This window comes from Pseudomonas sp. PGPPP1 (genome assembly GCF_002255865.1).
Classification (GTDB): Bacteria; Pseudomonadota; Gammaproteobacteria; order Pseudomonadales; family Pseudomonadaceae; genus Aquipseudomonas; species Aquipseudomonas cremoris.
Map to the genome: position 1 here is coordinate 22,900 of NZ_NKIG01000023.1, position 17,646 is coordinate 40,545.

16 protein-coding genes are annotated in these 17,646 nt (G+C 62.3%); 15 read left to right on the forward strand and 1 reads right to left on the reverse strand.

What is annotated here, in order from left to right:
• Positions 1–42 precede the first annotated feature (42 nt).
• The 3 genes from mscK (at position 43) to trxC (ending at position 5,532) form a co-directional block, all read left to right on the forward strand.
• Positions 43–3,381, forward strand: coding sequence for a mechanosensitive channel MscK (gene mscK, locus CFE47_RS22405; RefSeq protein ID WP_286840549.1), 3,339 nt, complete (start codon positions 43–45; stop codon positions 3,379–3,381).
• Positions 3,382–3,429: 48 nt separating this feature from the next.
• Positions 3,430–4,893, forward strand: a complete 1,464-nt coding sequence (gene selO / locus CFE47_RS22410; RefSeq protein WP_286840551.1) for a protein adenylyltransferase SelO — start codon at positions 3,430–3,432, stop codon at positions 4,891–4,893.
• A gap of 204 nt (positions 4,894–5,097) precedes the next feature.
• Positions 5,098–5,532 carry a thioredoxin TrxC gene (gene trxC / locus CFE47_RS22415; RefSeq protein WP_286840553.1) on the forward strand — a complete coding sequence of 145 codons (435 nt, stop codon included), beginning with the start codon at positions 5,098–5,100 and terminating at the stop codon, positions 5,530–5,532.
• A 137-nt stretch (positions 5,533–5,669) separates the two neighbouring features.
• On the opposite strand, the gene CFE47_RS22420 is transcribed toward trxC, so the two are convergent.
• Positions 5,670–6,440, reverse strand: coding sequence for a ParA family protein (locus tag CFE47_RS22420; protein WP_286840555.1), 771 nt, complete (start codon positions 6,438–6,440; stop codon positions 5,670–5,672).
• Positions 6,441–6,788: 348 nt separating this feature from the next.
• On the opposite strand from CFE47_RS22420, the gene CFE47_RS22425 reads away from it, so the two are divergent.
• From CFE47_RS22425 to CFE47_RS22480, 12 genes are read left to right on the forward strand one after another with little or no spacing between them, the layout of a single operon-like run.
• Positions 6,789–7,508, forward strand: a complete 720-nt coding sequence (locus CFE47_RS22425) for a beta-ketoacyl synthase chain length factor (RefSeq protein WP_286840557.1) — start codon at positions 6,789–6,791, stop codon at positions 7,506–7,508.
• Positions 7,484–8,296 carry a lysophospholipid acyltransferase family protein gene (locus CFE47_RS22430; protein WP_286840559.1) on the forward strand — a complete coding sequence of 271 codons (813 nt, stop codon included), beginning with the start codon at positions 7,484–7,486 and terminating at the stop codon, positions 8,294–8,296. Before CFE47_RS22425 ends, CFE47_RS22430 begins: the two co-directional genes overlap by 25 nt.
• Complete coding sequence (locus CFE47_RS22435; RefSeq protein WP_286840560.1) at positions 8,274–8,543, forward strand: phosphopantetheine-binding protein; 270 nt, start codon at positions 8,274–8,276, stop codon at positions 8,541–8,543. The genes CFE47_RS22430 and CFE47_RS22435 overlap by 23 nt, the downstream gene beginning before the upstream one ends.
• A gap of 9 nt (positions 8,544–8,552) precedes the next feature.
• Positions 8,553–8,807, forward strand: coding sequence for an acyl carrier protein (locus CFE47_RS22440; protein ID WP_016979215.1), 255 nt, complete (start codon positions 8,553–8,555; stop codon positions 8,805–8,807).
• A complete protein-coding gene (locus CFE47_RS22445) occupies positions 8,804–9,349 on the forward strand; it encodes a COG4648 family protein (protein ID WP_185704939.1) in 546 nt (181 codons plus the stop codon). The genes CFE47_RS22440 and CFE47_RS22445 overlap by 4 nt, the downstream gene beginning before the upstream one ends.
• On the forward strand, positions 9,346–11,016 hold the full coding sequence (locus CFE47_RS22450; RefSeq protein ID WP_286840563.1) for an acyl-CoA synthetase family protein: 1,671 nt from the start codon (positions 9,346–9,348) through the stop codon (positions 11,014–11,016). Before CFE47_RS22445 ends, CFE47_RS22450 begins: the two co-directional genes overlap by 4 nt.
• Positions 11,009–11,743, forward strand: coding sequence for a glycosyltransferase family 2 protein (locus tag CFE47_RS22455; protein ID WP_286840565.1), 735 nt, complete (start codon positions 11,009–11,011; stop codon positions 11,741–11,743). The genes CFE47_RS22450 and CFE47_RS22455 overlap by 8 nt, the downstream gene beginning before the upstream one ends.
• Positions 11,740–12,675 (forward strand): lysophospholipid acyltransferase family protein, encoded by a 936-nt coding sequence (locus CFE47_RS22460; protein WP_286840567.1) that lies wholly within the window; start codon positions 11,740–11,742, stop codon positions 12,673–12,675. The genes CFE47_RS22455 and CFE47_RS22460 overlap by 4 nt, the downstream gene beginning before the upstream one ends.
• Positions 12,659–14,200 carry an HAL/PAL/TAL family ammonia-lyase gene (locus tag CFE47_RS22465; protein WP_286840569.1) on the forward strand — a complete coding sequence of 514 codons (1,542 nt, stop codon included), beginning with the start codon at positions 12,659–12,661 and terminating at the stop codon, positions 14,198–14,200. Before CFE47_RS22460 ends, CFE47_RS22465 begins: the two co-directional genes overlap by 17 nt.
• Positions 14,193–14,618, forward strand: a complete 426-nt coding sequence (locus tag CFE47_RS22470) for an acyl-CoA thioesterase (protein ID WP_286840570.1) — start codon at positions 14,193–14,195, stop codon at positions 14,616–14,618. Before CFE47_RS22465 ends, CFE47_RS22470 begins: the two co-directional genes overlap by 8 nt.
• Positions 14,615–15,325: an outer membrane lipoprotein carrier protein LolA gene (locus tag CFE47_RS22475; protein WP_286840571.1), complete on the forward strand. Its 711-nt coding sequence runs from the start codon at positions 14,615–14,617 to the stop codon at positions 15,323–15,325. Before CFE47_RS22470 ends, CFE47_RS22475 begins: the two co-directional genes overlap by 4 nt.
• Positions 15,315–17,627, forward strand: a complete 2,313-nt coding sequence (locus tag CFE47_RS22480) for an MMPL family transporter (RefSeq protein WP_286840573.1) — start codon at positions 15,315–15,317, stop codon at positions 17,625–17,627. Before CFE47_RS22475 ends, CFE47_RS22480 begins: the two co-directional genes overlap by 11 nt.
• Positions 17,628–17,646: the final 19 nt, after the last annotated feature.

The window sequence follows — 17,646 nt, forward strand, 5'->3', positions numbered from 1 at the left end:
GGCGACAACGCCCCGATTCTTCACCTTGCTCGACCGGTCTCTATGCCAATCCTGCGCACGCTCCTCGCCACTGCCCTGCTGGGCCTGACCCTTTGTGTCGGCACCGTACACGCGGCCGACCCGCCCAGCGCCGACGCCATCCAGCAATCCCTGGACAAGCTGCCCGACCGCAAACTGCCCGACGCCGACATGAAGGCGCTGCAAACCATCCTGCAGCAGACCCTAACGTACCTGGGCAACAAGCAGGATTACGAGCAGCGCCTGGTCGACCTCAAACGCCAGCTGGAAGACGCGCCGCGCCAAACCGTCGAAAACCAACGCGAACTGGCGCGGCTCAAGGCCACCAAAGTCATCCCGGTGGCCCAACGCTACGCCACCCTGCCGGTGCCGCAGCTTGAGCAACTGCTGGTGCAGCGCACCACCCAGCAAGGCGACCTGCAAAAAGATTTGGCCGATGCCAACAGCTTGACCATTGCCGCGCAAACCCGCCCCGAGCGCGCCCAGACCGAGATCAGCAGCAGCCAGACGCGCATCCTGCAGATCAATTCGATCCTCAAGAACGGCAAGGACAATGGCAAAACCCTCAGCAGCGACCAGCGCAACCAACTGAACGCCGAACTCGCTGCCCTTAACGCACTGATCCCGCTGCGCCGCCAGGAACTGGCCGGCAACAGCCAACTGCAAGACCTGGGCAACAGCCAGCACGACCTGGTGCTGGAAAAAACCGCGCGCCTGGAGCAAGAGATCCAGGACCTGCAAACCCTGATCAACCAGAAACGCCTGGCCCAGTCCCAGCAGACCGTGACGCAACAGTCCATCGAGGCGCAAAAAGCCGGCGGCAGCAGCCTGCTGGCCACCGAAAGCGCTGCCAACCTGAAACTGTCCGACTACCTGCTCAAAAGCACCGACCGCCTCAACGACCTGACCCAGAAGAACCTGCAAACCAAGCAGCAACTGGACACCGTGACCCAAAGCGACGCCGCGCTGGACGAGCAGATCAACGTGCTCAAGGGCAGCCTGCTGCTGTCCAAGATTCTCTATAAACAAAAGCAGGCCTTGCCGCGCCTGACGGTGGACCGCGACCTGGCAGACGACATCGCCAACATTCGCCTGTACCAGTTCGAGGTCAACCAGCAGCGCGAGCTGATCAGTTCCCCCAGCACCTATGTGGATAACCTGCTGGCCAACCAGCCGCCGGACGACGTTACTCCGCAACTGCGCCGCACTCTGCTGGAGCTGGCGATTACCCGCAGCGACTTGCTGGAGCGCCTGAGCCGCGAGCTGAGTGCGCTGCTCAATGAATCCATCACCTTGCAACTCAACCAGAAACAACTGCTGAGCACCGCTACCACACTGCGGTCGACGCTGGACGAGCAGATGTTCTGGATCCCCAGCAATAAGCCGCTGGACACCGAATGGCTGGAAACCGTCCCGGCGCACCTGAGCAAGCAAGTCACCACCCTGCCGTGGGCCTCCAGTGTCAGCGAACTGTACGACGGCCTGACCCAACGTCCGCTGCTGTTCCTGCCGTTGCTGTTGTTGATCGGCGCCCTGCTGTGGCGCCGTAAGAACCTGTATCAGCGCCTGAACAAAGTCCACCAGGACATCGGCCACTTCAAGCGCGACAGCCAGTGGCATACGCCCCAGGCCATCCTGATCAATATCCTGCTGGCAATGCCAGTCGCGCTGGGCCTGGCGCTGTGCGGCTACGCGCTGCAGATCGACGCCCGCGGGCAAAACGCCAACCTGGGTGCCGCGCTGCTACAGATCGCGCAGGCGTGGATGGTGTTCTACACCGCCTACCGCATCCTCGCGCCGGGCGGCGTGGCCGAGTTGCACTTCCGCTGGGAAAAGCCCCAGGTCGAGTTCCTGCAAGGCTGGGTGCGCAAGCTTGGCCTAGTGGTGCTGGCGCTGGTGGCTGTGGTTGCTATCGCCGAGCATCAACCGGCGGCGTTGGCCGACGATGTACTGGGCATCGGCGTGGTGCTGCTGTGCTACGCGCTGATGGCCTGGCTGCTGGGCCGCCTGCTGCTCAATAGCCCCACCCACGAAAAGGCTTCGCTGTTTCGCAAAGCGGTGGGCCTGGTGTTTACCGCCCTGCCCATCGCGCTGTTTATCGCCGTGTGTTTCGGCTACTACTACACCGCCCTCAAACTCAGCGACCGCTTGATCAACACCCTGTACCTGCTGATGTTCTGGCTGGTGATCGAAGCCACCTTCGTGCGTGGCCTGGGCGTTGCTGCACGGCGCCTGGCCTATGCGCGCGCCCTGGCCAAACGCCAGGCCGCCAAGGAAGCCGGCGAAGGCGAGGTGGTGATCGAAGAACCGACCCTGGACATCGAACAGGTCAACGAGCAGTCCATGCGCCTGATCCGCCTGGCCTTGCTCGGCGGTTTTATCGCGGCGTTGTACTGGGTCTGGAAGGACCTGATCACCGTGTTCTCGTACCTGGACAACGTGACGCTCTACGAATACACCAGCGGCACCGGTGCCAATATCAGCATGGTGCCCATCAGCATCGGCGACTTGCTGGGGGCGTCGATCATCGTCGGCATCACCTTTGCCCTGGCGCGTAACTTGCCCGGTTTGCTGGAAGTGTTGGTGCTGTCGAAACTCGACCTGGCCCAGGGCAGCGCGTATGCGACCACCACGCTGCTGTCCTATGTGATTGCTGGCGTGGGCTTCGTCTCCACCCTGTCCACCCTCGGCGTGAGTTGGGACAAGTTGCAATGGCTGGTGGCGGCGCTGTCGGTGGGGTTGGGCTTCGGGATGCAGGAGATCTTCGCCAACTTTATCTCCGGCATCATGATCCTGTTCGAGCGCCCGGTGCGGATTGGCGACACCATCACCATCGGCAACCTGTCGGGCACGGTGAGCAAGATCCGCATCCGCGCCACCACGATCACCGACTTTGACCGCAAGGACATCATCGTCCCGAACAAGACCTTCATCACCGGGCAACTGATCAACTGGTCGCTGACCGACACCATCACCCGGGTCACCCTGAAACTGGGCGTGGACTACGGCTCCGACCTGGACCTGGTGAAGGAACTGTTACTCAAGGCCGCCCGAGACAACCCGCGAGTGCTGAAGGAACCCGAGCCTCATGTGTACTTCCTCAACTTCGGCGAAAGCACCCTCGACCATGAACTGCGCATGCACGTGCGCGACCTCGGTGACCGCAACCCGGTAATCGACGAGGTGAACCGCTTTATCAACCGCGAGTTCAAGAACCACCACATCAACATCTCGTTCCGCCAGATGGAGGTCTACCTCAAGAACCTCCACGGCCAGGAATACAAACTGGTGGAAGTCGAAAGCCCGTCCAAACCCGCCAACGACGGTGGCGTGCAAGAACCGCCACCGAGCAAACTCGACTAACCGCGCTATCCCCAGCAGAATGCTCGGACATTCTGCTGGAGATGGCCGGTGAAAGCCCTCGACGAACTGACCTTCGACAACCGCTTCGCACGCTTGGGCGACGCGTTCTCAACCCACGTTTTGCCCGAACCCCTCGACGCACCGCGCCTGGTAGTGGCCAGCGATGCCGCCATGGCGTTGCTCGACCTCGACCCGGCCGTGGCCGAAACACCGGTGTTTGCCGAGTTGTTCGGCGGGCACAAGCTGTGGGCGGAAGCGGAGCCGCGGGCGATGGTCTATTCCGGGCATCAGTTTGGTGGCTACACCCCGCAACTGGGTGATGGCCGGGGGTTGTTGCTGGGCGAGGTCTACAACAAAGCAGGCGAGCATTGGGACCTGCACCTCAAGGGCGCCGGGATGACACCTTACTCGCGCATGGGCGACGGCCGCGCGGTGTTGCGCTCTTCAATTCGTGAGTTTCTGGCGTCTGAGGCGCTGCATGCACTGGGCATCCCCAGCAGTCGTGCACTGTGCGTGATCGGCTCCGACACCCCGGTATGGCGTGAGAAACAAGAACGCGGCGCGATGGTACTGCGCATGGCGCCCAGTCATATCCGCTTCGGGCATTTCGAATATTTCTACTACACCAAGAAGCCCGAGCAGCAGGCTATTTTGGCCGAGCACGTACTGAACCTTCACTACCCTGAATGCCGTGAACAACCCGAACCGTACCTGGCGATGTTCCGTGAAATCGTCGAGCGCAACGCCGAGCTCATCGCCAAGTGGCAGGCCTACGGGTTCTGTCATGGTGTGATGAACACCGACAACATGTCGATCCTGGGCATCACCTTCGACTTCGGGCCGTTTGCGTTTCTGGATGATTTTGACGCGCATTTCATCTGCAACCATTCGGACCATGAAGGGCGTTACTCCTTCAGTAATCAGGTGCCGATCGGGCAGTGGAACCTCAGTGCATTGGCGCAAGCGCTGACGCCGTTTATCAGCGTGGATGCTTTAAAAGAAGCGCTGGGGCTGTATCTGCCGTTGTATCAGGCCAATTACCTCGACTTGATGCGTCGACGGTTGGGGCTGACCACCGCTGAAGACGACGACCAGAAATTAGTGGAGCAGTTGCTCAAGCTGATGCAGAACAGCGGCGTGGATTACACCTTGTTCTTCCGACGGTTGGGGGATGAGTCGGCAGCGTTGTCCGTGACACGGCTGCGGGATGACTTTGTCGACATGGCCGGGTTTGATGACTGGGCCGAGCAATACAAGGCCCGCGTTGTGCGGGACGGGGATCACACTGAGGAACAACGCCGCAAGCGGATGCACGCAGTGAACCCGCTGTACATCCTGCGTAATTACCTGGCACAAAACGCCATCACTGCCGCCGAATCCGGGGATTACAGCGAAGTGCGGCGACTGCATGAGGTGCTAAGTAAGCCGTTTGAGGAACAGCCGGGGATGGACCAGTACGCCCAGCGGCCGCCGGACTGGGGCAAGCATTTGGAAATCAGTTGTTCGTCATAGGCGCTATCTCTGTAGTGAGCGGGCTTGCCCCGCGCTGGGTGGCGAAGCCGCCCCAACAGGAACGCGCGGTATTTCAGAAAGACCGAGTTGCCTGGATTTAGGGCGGCTTCGCCACCCAGCGCGGGGCAAGCCCGCTCACTACAACCTTGATAATTATCTGCCCCGGCTCCACATAGAATCTATTGGCCATTCCTGGAGCCCACCATGTCCGACCCTCTCGTCATTCCTTGCCCTCACTGCAACGGCCTCAACCGCATCCCCGGCGAGCGCCTGGGCGATGCCCCCAAATGCGGGCGCTGCAAGCAGCCGGTTTTGCTGAATAAGCCGTTTGAGCTCAAGCAAGGCGACTACGCCAGCCAGATCAAGGGCGACCTGCCATTGCTGGTGGATGTATGGGCTGACTGGTGCGGACCGTGCAAATCGTTTGCGCCGGTGTTTGAGCAGGCGGCTGGGCAGTTGGAAGGTAAGTGCCGGTTGGCCAAGCTGGACAGCGAAGCGAATCAGCAGTTGTCGGCGCAGTTGGGGATTCGTTCGATTCCGAGTTTGATCTTGTTCAAGAATGGCCGTGAAGTGGCACGCCAGAGCGGGGCGTTCCCGTTGCCGCAGTTGATGGCGTGGCTGGGCAGCCAGGGCGTGTAACTCGGTCAAATGTGGGAGCTGGCTTGCCTGCGATGCAGGCGACTCGGTCTGCCTGATACAACGAGGCGATGCCATCGCAGGCAAGCCAGCTCCCACACTGATTGCATTTCACATTAAGGTCAGCGTTGCCTGTCAGATCAGGCGTTTTCCAGCAGGTTATGCAGCTCCACAAACTGCAAGGTCAGCTTGTGCCGTGGGTCCAGGTGGATCAGCGGTTTGCTCTCCTGGTGCGACTCACGCATACGCACGGAGCTTGCCAAGTACACCGGCAACACCGGCAAGCCCTCTGCAATCAACTCATCCAGCATCTGCTGCGGCAGCGTCGCACGGGCCTGGAACTGGTTGACCACGATACCTTCCACTTCGAGGCCTTCGTTGTGGTCCTCCTTCAATTCCTCGATCTCAGCCAGCAGGCCATACAACGCCTGGCGCGAGAAACTGTCGCAATCGAACGGAATCAACACACGATCAGCCGCAATCAACGCCGAAACAGCATAAAAATTCAATGCCGGAGGGGTATCCAGGTAAATACGGTCGTAATCTTCGCTCAGATCGTCCAGCAGCTTTCGCAGCTTGTTGATCTTGTGCTTGGCCTCAAGCTTGGGCTGCAGGTCCGCCAGCTCTGGGGTCGCGGTGATGACATGCAGGTTGTCGAACGGTGTTTCGTAGATATCCACCTTGTTCTTCTTGGAAAACGGCCCGGAAGACAGGGTTTGCTTGAAAAAATCCGCGATACCCATCGGGATATCATCGCCGGTCAACCCAGTGAGGTATTGGGTTGAATTGGCTTGTGCATCGAGGTCGACCAACAGGGTTCGATAGCCTTCGCTGGCACTGACCGCCGCCAGGTTGCAGGCGATGCTGGACTTGCCAACGCCGCCTTTCTGATTGAACACCACACGCCGCATGGAAAAACCTCCGTGTATCAATGAATGTCCGAGTGTAGAGGGCAAAAGCGCCTGTTAGCTACCTCGTTCATCCATGCACTACTGCATCAAAGGCCTTTGGCGCTTTGGCTGTCATACGCAACCGACAAATTAAACAGAACAGTCCGACAATCCAACTCGGCTTCAGGTAAAGGACAATCTGTAAATCTTTCCAACCAAATTGTAATCAGCCTTGAACAAATCTTTACCAAAGTTTGCTAGAAGCCCACGGCACCGGGATAATGCGCGCCATTCGGCTATTGCTCCCTGTCCCGGTATTCGGGGCCAACAGCCGCACATGGAAGCCCGCAGGGGCGGGATAACTTCTCAGTGATCACTTTCAACATCGCCCAATGGCGCGCATGGGCTCCTGGGCTCGAAAGCGCGGCCGCCTGGCAGGCTTGGTGCCAGGACCCGGTGTTGCTGCCTGCAAGCGAAGCCGCCCCCGACGTGTCATTTCTGCCAGCCATGCAACGTCGTCGTCTCAGCCGGCTGGCGCGGATGGCGTTCAGCGTGGGTTGGCCGCTGGCCGAAGGCCTGCAGGACCTGCCACTGGTGTTCATCTCCCGGCATGGCGAAACCCCGCGCACCCTCGACATCCTCAGCGACCTGGCCAATGACCAGCCACTGTCGCCGACCCAGTTCAGCCTGTCAGTGCACAACGCAGTCATCGGCCTGTGGTCGATCCTGCGCAATGAAACCGCCGAGATGACCGCCCTCGCTGCCGCCGGTGACGGCCTGGAACACGGCATCCTCGAAGCCGCCGCGCTGCTCGATGAAGGTGCTCCAGCGGTTTTGCTGGTGATCACCGAGGAACAGCCGCCCGAGGCCTATGCCAGTTGGATCGTCGATGTGCCATTTCCCTATGCCCTCGGCCTGTTGCTGACACCGGGCGACGAGTGGCAACTGGAACTGAGCGCGGGCACTGTCCAACCCACTCAAACCCAGTGGCCCCACGCCCTGAACCTGCTGCGCACCCTGCTTACCGAGCAGGCCACCTGCCAACATGCCTGGAAGAACCGTGTATGGAACTGGCAACGCAAGCCGTAACCGACAAGCCAAGGGATGCCTACTATTGGCGCCTGTTCGCCACCGCCGCCAGTTTCTTCCTGTTCGGCGTCGGCGGCCTGTGCCTGCGCTTGCTGGTGTTCCCGCTGCTCAGTTGCCTGCCAGGCAGTGCCGAACAGCACCGTCGCCGCGCCCGCCACACCATCAGCAAGCTGTTCTGGCTGTTTATCCGTCTGATGCAACGCGCAGGCGTGCTCACCTACAGTGTTGAAGGCGCCGAAAACCTCGGACGCCCTGGCCAGATGATCATCGCCAACCACCCGTCGCTGATCGACGTGGTGTTCCTGATCGGCCTGGTGCGCCAGGCCAATTGCGTGGTCAAGCAGAGCCTGTGGCAAAACCCCTTCACCCGTGGGCCGGTGCGTGACGCCGGCTACATCAGCAACGACGGCAGTGCCGAGATGCTCGACGCCGCCGCCGGCGCCCTGCAAGCGGGCCAGACCCTGATCATCTTTCCCGAGGGCACGCGCACCACACCGGGCGCGGCGCCTGCCTTTCATCGCGGGGGCGCCGCCATTGCACTGCGTGGTGCGACAATCATCACCCCCGTGGTGATCAAGGTCAGCCCTACCACGCTGACCAAGGCCGAACCCTGGTATCGCATCCCAAAATGCCGCGTGCACTTCAGTTTGCGGGTGGGTGCCGATATAGAACCACGGGCGTTCGCAACACTGGGGCCTGCGCCCCAGGCCTCACGCAAGCTTAACGATTACCTGCACCACTATTTTATTAAGGAGCTCGCCGAAGATGAGCGACAGACAACGCCTTGAGCACGACATAAAGGCACTGATCATCGAGGCCCTGGGCCTGGAAGACATCAGTGTCGACGACATCGGCAGCGACCAGACCCTGTTTGGCGAAGGCCTTGGCCTGGACTCGGTAGACGCCCTGGAATTGGGCCTGGCGATCCAGAAAAAATACGGCATCAAGATCGATGCCGACGCCAAGGACACCCGCAATCACTTCACCAACGTGGCCAGCCTTGCGGCGTTCGTCACGGCCAGACAGGCAGCTTGAGACCGGACCATGCAAACTCGTGACGATATTTTCAACACCCTGCGCGATGCCTTGGTGGAACTGTTTGAACTGCCGCCGGAACGCGTCACCCTGGATGCCAACCTGTACCAGGACCTGGAAATCGACAGCATCGACGCCGTCGACTTGATCGACCACATCAAGCGCCAGACCGGCAAAAAGATCGCCGCCGAGGAATTCAAGGCAGTGCGCACCGTGAACGACGTGGTTGAGGCGGTGTACCGTCTGGTCACGCCTGCCGCATGAGTCGGCTGATCGGCCTTGGCCTGTTGTTGGCGGGGCTGCTGTACCCCTTTGCGGTGTATTACGGCACTGAGCACTTTGCCCCGTGGCAATTCGGCCTGCTGCTCGGCAGCCTGTGGTTATTGCGCGCGCTCACCGGCGCTCGCCGTCCCGGCAGCCGCTGGATGGCGTTGGCGGTGATTGTGTTCTGCCTGCTGTTGGCCTGGTTCGATAACCCGCACTTGCTGCGCTGGTACCCGAGCCTGGTCAGTGCGTTCATGTTGTCGCTGTTCGGCTTGAGCCTCAAATACGGCCCGCCGATGGTAGAGCGCCTGGCACGCATGACCGACCCGGTGCTGCCACCCCACGCCGTTGTGTATACCCGCCGGGTCACCGTGGTGTGGAGTGTGTTTTTTCTCTGTAATGGCCTGCTCGCCGCTGCCCTCACCTTATGGGCGCCGCTGAGTTGGTGGACGTTGTACAACGGCCTCATCGCCTACGGGCTGATGGGGCTGTTGTTTGCCGTGGAATGGCTGGTACGACAAAGGGTTCGAGGCCGCGTATGAAAGGGTTGAAACTTGAGCACTTGCTGCTTGAGCCGTTGGAACAGCGTTGGGTCACCACCGAACCTGCGATGAATCACGCACAACTGTGGGAGCAATCCCTCAGCCTTGCGGCGGGCCTGCAAGCGCGCGGCATCCAGCGCCTGGCCGTGCACCTGGAAGACGCAGGCCTGCTGGCGGTCGCCCTGCTCGGTGCCTGGCGGGCCGGCGTCGGCGTGCTGCTGCCAGCGGACCTGCAACCCCAAACCCGCCAACGTTGGGATGGGGCAGTTGACGCCTGGCTGACCGAAGCCAGCGACCTCGACGCGCTGTATCAGGCGCCGCTGAGCCCGGCCTCGCTCGATCTGGACACCTGCCAGCTGAGCCTGTGCACCTCCGGCTCCAGCGGCGAGCCCAAGCGTATCGACAAAACCCTGCGCCAACTGGCCAACGAAGTCGACGCCCTGGAAACCTTATGGGGCCCGGACCTGAAAGACGCGTGCATCATCGGCAGCGTCGCCACCCAGCATATCTACGGTTTGTTGTTCCGGGTGCTGTGGCCGCTGTGCGCCGGTCGCACCTTTGTGCGCAAGCAGTTGGCCTTCCCCGAAGACGTGCAACGCACCAGCCGTGAACATGCACAGTTCGCCTGGGTCGCCAGCCCGGCGCTGCTCAAGCGCATGGGCGACAACCTCGACTGGCCGGCACTGAGCCAGGTGTCGCGGGTATTTTCCTCCGGCGGCGCCTTGCCCATCGAGGCCGCCGGCGAGCTGTACGACCGCTTGCAACAGTGGCCGACGGAAATCCTCGGCAGCTCGGAAACCGGCGGGATCGCCTGGCGTCAGGGCGCACAGCCGTGGCAGCCGTTTACCGACGTGGTGCTGAGCCAGGACGCCGACGGCGCATTGCGCATCGCCTCGCCCTACCTGCCTGCCGGGCACATCGAGCAGACTGCCGACGCGGCCCGCATTCACGCCGATGGACGCTTCGAACTGCTTGGCCGGCTGGACCGAATCGTCAAGCTGGAAGAAAAACGTATCTCCCTGCCCATGCTTGAACAGGCATTGATGGCCCACCCGTGGGTCGCCGAAACACGCCTGGGCGTGGTGCAGGAAAACCGCGCCTCCCTTGGCGCCCTGGTGGTGCTGAGCGCCGACGGCCTGCATGCCCTGCGCAATCAGGGCCGACGTACCCTTACCCAAACCCTGCGCCAACACCTGAGCCAACACTGCGAAGCCCTCGCCCTGCCCCGTCGCTGGCGTTTGCTGCGCCAATTGCCCCTGACCAGCCAGGGCAAACTGCCCCAGGCGCACGTCGAGGCATTGCTGCTGGCGTCACGCCCCAAGGCGCCGGAAGTCTTGGAACAGGCCGAAGTCAATGGCGAATGGACCTTGCAACTGAGCATCCCGCCGGACCTGTCCTATTTCAGCGGCCACTTCCCAGTAACACCGGTGCTGCCGGGCGTGGTGCAGGTGGAATGGGCGTTCAACCTCGGCCAGCAACTGCTCAACCTGCCAGCCCGCTTTGCCGGCATGGAAGTGCTCAAGTTCCAGCAGTTGGTGCGCCCAGGCGACCGGATCGAACTGCACCTGCGTTTCGACCAGGAGCGCGGCAAGCTGTACTTCGCCTATCGCAATGGCGTCGCTGCGTGCTCCAGCGGTCGCATTCTGTTGGAGGCCGCGCATGCATAACCCCTGCGCCCTGATCCCGGTCTACAACCACGAAGCCGCCGTACCCGCCGTGGTCCAGAGCCTGTTGAACAGCGGCCTGCCCTGCCTGTTGGTAGACGACGGCAGCAGTGCGGCCTGCGCGGCGGTGTTGGCGCAATTGGCCACCCTGGATAACGTCACCTTGCTCACCCTGCCAAGCAACCAGGGCAAGGGCGGCGCCGTGATGGCGGGTTTTCGCGAAGCCGCTCGCCTGGGTTTTACCCACGCCCTGCAAGTGGATGCGGACGGCCAGCACGACCTGCGCGACGTCATCGGCTTCCTCGATGCCTCGCGTACCCACCCCAACGCGATCATCTGCGGCTACCCCGAATACGACGACAGCGTGCCCAAGGGTCGTTTGTATGCGCGCTACCTGACCCACGTATGGGTGTGGATCAACACCCTGTCGCTGCAAATTCGCGACTCGATGTGCGGCTTTCGCGTGTACCCGCTCGCTCCCGTGCTGGCGCTGATGGACTCGGCCTACATCGGCACGCGCATGGATTTCGACTCCGACATCCTGGTGCGCCTGGCCTGGCGCAATCAACCCATGCGTTGGCTGCCGACGCGTGTGCATTACCCCGCCGATGGTTTGTCGCACTTCCGTTTGTTCCGCGACAACGTGCGCATCTCGGCCATGCATACCCGGTTGTTCTTCGGCATGCTGGTGCGTGCGCCGATGATCCTGTGGCGACGGTGGCAGGCATGAGCGACAGTACCAAGCACTGGGCCGACCGCGAGGAGCGCGGCAGCTACTGGCTGATGAAACTCACCGCCTTCGCCGCCAAGGTCCTCGGCCGACGCCTGTTGAGCCCGGTGCTGTACGGCATCGTGTTGTACTTTTTCCTGTTTGGTCGCACCGCACGCCAGAGCGCCTGGCAATACCAACAGCGCCTGGCGGATTGGAGCGGGCGTGATGAACTGCGCCCTACTCATCGGAGGGTCTTCGGCCAGTTCATGGCCTTCGCCGACTCCCTGCTCGACAAGCTCGACGTTTGGAACGGCAAGCTGCGCCTGGAACAGATCGAGATCAACGACCCGGCGCAACTACGTGGGCAACTGCGTGGCGAGCGCGGGCAGATGTTGGTAGGTGCGCACCTGGGCAACCTGGAAGTGTGTCGCGCCCTCGCCGAGATTGGCGAACAGGTCACCATGAACGTACTGGTGCACACCAAGCATGCCGAGCAATTCAACCGTCTGCTGGGCGAAGCCGGCGCGACCCATTTGCGCCTGATCCAGGTCAGCGAGCTAGACCCGGCCACCATGTTGCTGCTGAGCCAGCGCCTGGACGATGGTGAGTGGCTGGCCATCGCCGGCGACCGCGTGCCGCTGCACGGCGGGCGCACGGTGCGCGTGGACTTTCTCGGCCACGACGCCGCGTTCCCCCAAGGCCCCTGGCTATTGGCCGGTTTGCTCAAATGCCCGGTCAACCTGCTGATGTGCCTCAAGCACAAGAACCGCTACCGACTGACCATCGAGCCTTTCGCGCAATTGATCGAATGGAAACGTAATACCCGCGAGCAGGTCATAGCCCTGTGGACCGCGCGCTACGCCGCACGCCTGGGCCAGTTCTGCCTGGAAGCGCCCCAACAATGGTTCAACTTTTACCCTTTCTGGAAGACCGATGACGACGCATCTTGAGCCGGTAACCTTTGGCGAACGCCCTTTGCGCATCGAAGACGTGCTGGCCCTGGCCAACCGTCAGGCGCCTACCCAATTGCAGGATGATGCTGCGTACCGCCAGCGCATTGCCAAGGGCGCGCAGTTCCTCGACTCGCTGCTGGACAAGGAAGGCGTGATCTATGGCGTGACCACCGGCTACGGCGATTCGTGCGTGGTGGCGGTGCCGTTGCAGCACGTCGAGGCGTTGCCGCGTCACCTGTACACCTTCCACGGTTGCGGCCTGGGCAAATTGCTCGACGCCCAAGCCACCCGCGCCGTGCTGGCCGCGCGTTTGCAGTCGCTGTGCCACGGCGTGTCCGGCGTACGCGTAGAGCTGCTGGAGCGCCTGCATGCATTTCTTGAACACGACGTGCTGCCACTGATTCCCGAAGAAGGCTCGGTGGGCGCCAGCGGCGATCTGACACCGCTGTCCTACGTGGCCGCGACCTTGTCCGGCGAACGCGAAGTGATGTTCTGCGGCGAGCGTCGCCAAGCGAGCGATGTACACCGCGAGCTGGGCTGGGACCCGTTGGTCCTGCGCCCGAAAGAAGCCCTGGCCCTGATGAACGGCACCGCCGTGATGACTGGCCTCGCCTGCCTGGCCTTCGCCCGCGCCGACTACCTGCTGCAACTGGCCACGCGCATCACCGCGCTGAACGTGGTGGCGCTGCAAGGCAACCCGGAGCACTTCGACGAGCGCCTGTTCGCCGCCAAGCCGCACCCGGGGCAGATGCAAGTCGCCGCCTGGCTGCGCAAGGACTTGGCCATCGATGCGCCAACCGCGCCACTGCACCGCCTGCAAGACCGTTACTCGCTGCGCTGCGCCCCCCACGTCCTTGGCGTGCTGGCCGACAGCCTGAACTGGCTGCGTTCGTTCATCGAGATCGAACTGAACAGCGCCAACGACAACCCGATCATCGACGCAGAAGAGGAGCGCGTGTTGCACGGCGGGCACTTCTACGGCGGGCATATCGCCTTCGCCATGGACAGCCTCAAGACTCTGGTGGCCAACGTCGCCGACCTGCTCGACCGCCAGCTCGCGCTGCTGGTGGACGTGCGTTACAACCACGGTTTGCCAAGCAACCTGTCCGGCGCCCCGGCAGATCGCGCGATGATCAACCACGGTTTCAAGGCCGTGCAGATCGGCACCAGCGCCTGGACTGCCGAAGCGCTGAAAAACACCATGCCGGCCAGCGTGTTCTCGCGTTCCACCGAATGCCATAACCAGGACAAAGTGAGCATGGGCACCATCGCCGCCCGCGATGCGATCCGTGTGCTGGAGCTGACCGAGCAGGTAGCCGCCGCCACCTTGCTCGCCGCCAACCAAGGCGTATGGTTGCGCGCCCAGGCCGAAGACGCTCGCCCGCTGCCTGCAGCCTTGGCCGCGATGCATGAGGAACTGGGCAAAGACTTCCCGCCAGTGATCGAAGACCGCGCCCTGGAAGGCGAACTGCGCCTGTGCCTGCAACGCATCGCCGAGCAACACTGGAGGCTGCATGCGTAGCCCGGGCGTGCTGCATTGCGACACCGAAATCCTCGTGCCGTTTTTTGACGTCGACACCATGAACGTCGTGTGGCACGGGCATTACGTGAAGTACCTGGAAGTGGCGCGTTGTGCGTTACTCGACCAGATCGGCCACAACTACACGCAGATGCTGGAGTCGGGCTATGCGTGGCCGGTGATCGACATGCAGTTGCGCTATGTGCGCGGCGCCGTGTTCGGCCAGACCATCAATGTGCGCGCCAGTTTGGTGGAGTGGGAAAACCGCTTGAAGGTCAATTACCTGATCACCGATCTGGCCAGCGGCGAGCGCTTGACCCGTGCCAGCACCGTGCAAGTGGCAGTGGAAGTCGCCAGCCGCGAGATGCAAATGGCCTCCCCAAAAATATTCACAGACGCCGTCGAGAGAGCCCTGAAATGAGATCCCCTGTGGGAGCGGGCTTGCTCGCGAAGATCCTGAGGGCCCTGCATAGTGTCAGGCAACCCATGTCATCGTTAACGTCCTTCGCGAGCAAGTCGAATCGTCGCACCGCCGCTCCCACATGGACCGCGTTAATCCTGTTGTTGAGCGTTTCAGGCATGGCGCATGCCTTCGACCTGCAGCAACTCAGCGACCAGCTTGCAAAACCCACCGTGATCCACGGCAGCTTCATCCAGGAAAAACACCTGCGTGCCCTGCCCCAACCCCTGATCAGCAAAGGCACCTTCGTGCTGGCCAAGGACCACGGCCTGCTGTGGCTGCTTAAAACCCCGCTGCGACAGGACTATCGCATCAGCGCCCAAGGCATTGCGCGCCGTGACGCTAACGGCTGGCAATTGCTGCCAAACAAGAGCGCCGGCGCAGAACAGAATCGCCTGTTCCTCGCTGTGCTCCAGGGCGACAGCAGTGGCCTGCAACGTGACTTCGAACTGCAGTTGCAAGGCGAAGCCAACGGCTGGAAGCTGACCCTGATCCCACGCTCGCTGCTGCTCAAGCAGGTATTCACCCAGATCAATATCGACGGTGGCGAGCTGGTGCAAAAAATCGAACTACTGGAGACCCAAGGCGACAGCACGGTGCTGCGCATGCAGGACAGTTCGGCCAGCCAACCCTTGAGCGAAGCGGAGCAACACGACTTTGCCCAGTGAGCGCCTGCTACCGCGCCTGTTCCTGATCCTGCTGGTGGCCGTGCTGGCCCTGGCTGGCTGGCAGTGGCGCCACGGTGCCCCGCTGTCGGCCAACCTGATGGAACTGGTGCCGGGCAACACGCCGGATGCCCTGGAACTGCAAGCCGAACAGCGCATGCAAGAACCGCTCAACCGCGAAATGCTGGTGCTGGTGGGGCATGCCGACCGCCAGCAAGCAGTGGCGGTCGCCCAGCAGTTGGGCGAGCGTTGGCAGGCCAGCGGCCTGTTTGAAAAGGTGCAATGGAACCTGCAAGCCGACTTGCCGGCGCTGCGTGAACAACTGCTGCGCGGCCGCTTGGCGATGCTCTCGGCCAAGGATCGCGAACAACTGATCGAGCAACCCGACGCGTTTATCCAGCAGCGCGTGCAAGCCCTGTTCGACCCCTTCACTGGCTTCAGCCTGGTGCCGAGCCAGGACGACTGGCTGGGCCTGACCGGGCGTATCCAGAACAGCCAGCCGCAACATGGCTCGGTGCAATTGGATATCGGCAGCGGTGCGTTGATCGCCGATGCCGACGGCAAGAGCTGGGTGCTGTTGCGTGCGCGCACCACCGGCAATGCCTTCGATATGAAACTGCCGTTGCAAGTGGCGGACCTGCTCCAGGCCAGCCGCGAACACGCGAGCGGGCGAGGTGCGCAATTACTCGCGGCCAGCGGGCTGCTGTACGCCGCGAACGGCCAGCAGCAAGCCACGCGTGAAATCACTTGGGTCGGCGGCGGCGCCACCGTCGGCATCCTGCTGTTGCTGTTGCTCGCATTCCGTCGCTGGCGCGTGCTGCTGGCATTCGTGCCGGTGCTGGTGGGCATGCTGTTTGGCGCGGTGGCCTGTGTGGCACTGTTCGGCCACATGCATGTGATGACGCTGGTGCTGGGCTCCAGCCTGATCGGCGTGGCGGTGGATTACCCGCTGCACTACCTGTCCAAGAGCTGGAGTATGCAGCCGTGGCGCAGTTGGCCGGCGTTGCGCATCACCTTGCCGGGGCTGAGCCTGAGCCTGGCCACCAGTTGCATCGGCTATCTGGCGCTGGCGTGGACGCCGTTTCCGGCACTGACCCAGATCGCCGTGTTTTCCGCCGCCGGCCTGGTAGGCGCGTACCTGTCTGCCGTGTGCCTGCTGCCGGCGCTGCTCAAGGGTGTCGAGTTGCGCCCAGCGCAATGGCCGCTGCGGATCGCCGACTGTTTGTGGCAGGTGCGTGCGTCGTTGCTCAAACGCGTGCCAAGCCCAGTGTTGCTGGTGTTGCTGCTGCTGTTTTGCGCAGGGGGCCTGTGGCACTTGAACAGCAAGAACGATATCCGCCAGTGGATCGGTGCGCCGCCGCAGTTGCTGCAAGAAGCGCAAGCCGTGGCACGCATTACCGGGTTCCAACCCACCAGCCAGTTCTTCCTGGTGCGCGCAGAGAACCAGCAACAGTTGCTGGAGCGTGAAAGCGCCCTGGGCCAGCGCCTGGATCAGCTAGTGAACATGGACAAGCTCCAGGGTTACCTGGCGCTCAATCAATTGGTCAGCCTGCCCGCCGAGCAGCAACAGGTACGCGACGCATTGAACGCGTTGGCGCAGCACTGGCAACCACTGCTGGACCTCGGCGTCCCTGCCAGCGCCCTGCAAGCCGAGGTCGCGCAACTGCAGGCGCTGCCCACCCAAGACATCGACGCCGCATTGGCAGGCCCACTGGCCGAACCTTGGCGCACGCTGTGGCTGGGCCCGGTAGACGGCGGCGTGGCGGCGATGGTCAGCCTGCAAGGCTTGAACAACCCGGCGCTGCTGCGGGTGCAGGCGCTGGATTTACCGGGGGTGCAGCTGGTGGATCGCCTGGGCGATTTGAACCGGGTATTTGCCGACACGCAGATCAGCGCCGCCGAATTGAAGTTGATGTCGTGCGTGCTGATCGTGCTGTTGTTGATCCTGCCGTTCGGCTTCGGCGGTGCCTTGCGTATCGTTGCCCTGCCGTTGCTGGCGGCACTGTGCAGCCTGGCGAGCCTGGGTTGGTTGGGCCAGCCGCTGACGCTGTTCAGCCTGTTCGGCCTGCTGCTGGTCACGGCCATCAGCGTCGACTACGCGATCCTGATGCGCGAGCAGATCGGCGGCCCTGCGGTCAGTCTTTTGGGCACGCTGCTGGCGGCGCTGACGACCTGGCTGTCGTTTGGCCTGCTGGCCGTGTCCAGTACCCCCGCCGTGAGCAATTTCGGCTTATCGGTCAGCCTGGGCCTGGCATTCAGCTTTATGCTGGCGCCCTGGGCCGGGCAACAGAAACACGCCTTATGAATGTGATTATCGCCAAAGC